This is a genomic window from Oleiphilus sp. HI0117 (assembly GCF_001635235.1).
The window spans coordinates 1-3,365 of the sequence record NZ_LWGA01000933.1 but is presented as its reverse complement, the minus strand read 5'-3'; the positions used below and the strand labels follow the sequence as shown (position 1 = coordinate 3,365).

General features: G+C 46.2%; 1 protein-coding gene. It reads left to right on the top strand.

The genetic code is table 11. From position 1 onward, the window contains the following. Positions 1-140: 140 nt before the first annotated feature. On the top strand, positions 141-3,365 hold a 3,225-nt coding region (gene gltB, locus A3757_RS16715; RefSeq protein ID WP_068739962.1), incomplete at its 3' end, for a glutamate synthase large subunit.

Genomic DNA, 3,365 nt, shown 5'->3' with positions numbered 1-3,365 from the left:
CTTATACGCCTTCTTTAAGTTTGTACTGAATAAGCACGATGTGTAAAATGTCCAACCCCAATTTTCATAGTCATATGGTATTGTTAGTTTTGTTAGTTCTAACTGTATGATTTTAAATGATATTTTGTAGAGAGAATGTTATGGCAGCAGGTTTGTTTCGCCCGGAAGAGTTTAGAGATAACTGTGGATTTGGTTTGATTGCCCAGATGGAAGGGCAGGCAAGTCACGATCTACTATTAACGGCGATAGAATCACTTACATGTATGACTCACCGCGGTGGTATCGCAGCAGATGGTAAAACTGGCGATGGCTGTGGGTTGTTGATTCAGAAACCTGATACGTTCTTCAGGCAGGTGGTTAAGGAGCAGTTTAGCGCCGATCTGAATGAGATTTACGGCGTAGGAATGGTTTTCCTTTCACAGGACCCTACGAAAGCGCAGCAAGCTAAAACAGCGATGAGTGCAGAGCTTGAAGCACAAGGTCTTACCGTTGTTGGTTGGCGCTTGGTTCCGACTAATAACGATTGCTTGGGTCGTATGGCTCTGGATTGCTTGCCACAGATTGAGCAGGTCTTTGTTCAGGCTGACGGGCTTAGTGAGCGTGAACTGTCTCTTAAGCTTTTTGTTGCGCGCCGTAAGACTGAAATGGCTTTGGCGTTTGATGAAGAATTCTACGTTTGTAGTTTGTCAGAAAAAGTCGTGTCTTATAAAGGGCTGATGATGCCGGTTGACCTGCCGAATTTTTATTTGGATCTGGGTAATCCAGATGTTGAGACAAGCATTTGTGTTTTTCATCAGCGTTTCTCCACTAATACTATGCCAAAGTGGCCACTAGCCCAGCCATTTAGATGTATTGCTCACAACGGTGAAATTAATACGATTGAAGGCAATAGAAACTGGTCTACAGCGAGAACAAGCAAGTTTGCTACAGACGAACTGCCTGAGCTGGGAGAATTATCTCCTTTGGTGAATCGTACTGGTTCAGATTCTTCCAGTATGGATAATATGCTTGAGGTACTTCTGGCAGGTGGTGTAGACCTATTCCGTGCCGTTCGTATGATGATTCCACCTGCATGGCAGAACGTTGACACCATGGATAGCGAACTACGTGCTTTCTATGAATATAACAGTATGCATATGGAACCATGGGATGGACCGGCTGGTCTGGTTCTAACTGACGGCCGTTACGCCGTCTGTTTACTGGATAGAAACGGTTTGCGCCCAAGTCGTTGGGTTATCACTAAGAATGGTTACATTACAGTTGCATCCGAAATTGGAACTTATGGCTATAAGCCGGAAGATGTTGTTGCTAAGGGTCGAATTGGTCCTGGACAGATTCTAGCGGTTGATACTGAAACGGGTGAAGTGCTACATACTGATGATATCGATAGCCGCCTTAAGTCTGCTCACCCTTATAAAAAGTGGCTAAAAGAAAACGCGGTTCGTATTGAGGCAACGCTAGACAAAGATCATGAAGCGTTCCAAGCAATGGATGCTGATACCCTAAAGACGCACATGAAGATGTTCCAGGTGACTTTCGAGGAACGAGATCAGGTATTGCGTCCATTAGCTGAGGCGGGCCAGGAAGCAGTAGGTTCGATGGGTGATGATACGCCAATGGCAGTATTGTCGACTCGTGTTCGTTCAGTTTCAGACTACTTTAGACAGAAGTTTGCTCAGGTGACTAACCCACCGATTGATCCATTGCGTGAAGCGATTGTTATGTCTCTGGAAACCTGTGTGGGTGTAGAGCAGAACGTATTTGAAGAAACGCCTGAGCATGCGAAGCGAATTATTTTGGCTACGCCGGTACTGACACCTGCGAAGTTTAGCTGCTTTACCTCGGATAAAGATGGTTTTGAACATGCCTTAATTAGCCTTCAGTACAAGGAAGAGACTGGCTTAAGGCAAGCAATTGTTGATGTGTGCCAGCAAGCAGAAGAAGCTGTTAGACAAGGCAAGGTTGCGCTTGTTTTGTCGGATAAAGATATCGAACCTGGCTTATTACCACTAAATGCCTTTATGGCAACGGGTGCAGTGCATCACCACTTGGTTGAGAAGGGCTTACGTTGCGACTCGAATATTATTGTGGAGTCTGGTTTTGCCCGTGACCCTCATCACTTCGCGGTGTTGTTTGGTTTTGGTGCTACGGCAGTCTTCCCTTACTTGGCTTATCAGGTTATGAGTGACCTGATCAGTACGGGTGAGATGCTGATGGACCCAATCGAGGCGAAAAATAATTATCGTCGCGGTATTGGTAAGGGCTTGTTGAAGATCTTATCGAAGATGGGTATTTCTACAATTGCTTCTTACCGTGGCGCTCAATTGTTTGAAGCAGTAGGTCTTGCAGACGATGTTGTTGACCTATGCTTTAAAGGTGTCGCAAGTAGAATTCAGGGTGCTGATTTTGAAGACCTGCAATCAGAGCAAGCACTGTTGGCTAAAGAAGCTTTCAAGGCGCGTAAATCGATCCAGCCAGGTGGTTTACTGAAGTTTGTTCACGGTCAGGAATATCACGCCTTTAACCCGGATGTTGTCAATACAATTCAGCAAGCAGTTGAGTCGGGCGATTACTCTGTTTACCAGAAGTACGCAACCTTGGTAAATGAACGTCCAGCGTCATCCTTAAGGGATTTGTTTGCTTTAAGTGATTCTGCTAAAGAGATTCCTTTAGACGAAGTAGAGCCGGTAGAGAATATCTTCCCTCGTTTTGACTCGGCAGCAATGTCTTTGGGAGCTTTGTCTCCTGAAGCACATGAAGCACTTGCTGTTGCAATGAACCGTCTAGGTGGCCGCTCTAACTCTGGAGAGGGTGGTGAAGATGCAGCGAGATTTGGTACGGAAAAACGTTCCAAGATCAAGCAGATCGCATCAGGCCGATTTGGTGTAACGCCACACTACTTGCGTAATGCTGATGTCTTGCAGATCAAAGTTGCCCAAGGTGCGAAGCCCGGTGAAGGTGGTCAGTTACCAGGTGGTAAGGTAAATAACCTGATTGCGACATTAAGATATTCGGTGCCAGGTGTGACCTTGATTTCACCGCCACCGCATCACGATATTTATTCTATCGAAGACTTGGCGCAGCTAATCTTTGATTTGAAGCAAGTTAATCCAAAGGCATTGGTTTCTGTGAAACTGGTATCTGAACCGGGTGTTGGTACTATCGCCGCAGGTGTTGCCAAGGCTTATGCTGATTTGATTACAGTTTCCGGTTATGACGGTGGCACGGCTGCAAGTCCGCTAACCTCTATCCGATATGCGGGTTCTCCTTGGGAGCTTGGTTTGAGCGAGGCTCACCAGACTCTGCGCGGCAATGACTTGCGTGGCAGCGTCCGTCTGCAAACCGATGGCGGTTTAAAGACAGGT